General features: G+C 63.0%; 1 protein-coding gene. It reads right to left on the reverse strand.

The features are described from left to right. On the reverse strand, positions 1 to 316 hold a 316-nt coding region (locus HGQ17_RS14945; RefSeq protein ID WP_168888742.1), incomplete at both ends, for a hypothetical protein.

The following is a 316-nucleotide window of genomic DNA, read 5'->3' on the forward strand; positions in this document are numbered from 1 at the left end:
GCGTCCCTTAGTCGTTCGGGGGCGAACCGTCCGTTGTAGGTCACGCTAAGAACGTCACGGTCAGCACGTCTCTTATTTGTGCGGGTGCCGGCGGTGTACCACTCATGCTCCGCCTCGGTATCAGTGGCGAGTTTTCGGATGTCTGCAGCCGGGATGACGCTGGCCCGGTCAGCGGTGGTGGCGGGTTCCTCTGATTCTCCGGTGAGTGTTTCCTCCGGGACCATGACGCAGATCTTGGCGGAGATTGGCGTGCTGTAGCAGTGGCCATCCCGGAGCCATGCGCTGAGCAGATCGGCCTCCCGCTGGCGGATGGTCC

Source organism: Nesterenkonia sedimenti (assembly GCF_012641515.1).
Taxonomy (GTDB): Bacteria; Actinomycetota; Actinomycetes; order Actinomycetales; family Micrococcaceae; genus Nesterenkonia; species Nesterenkonia sedimenti.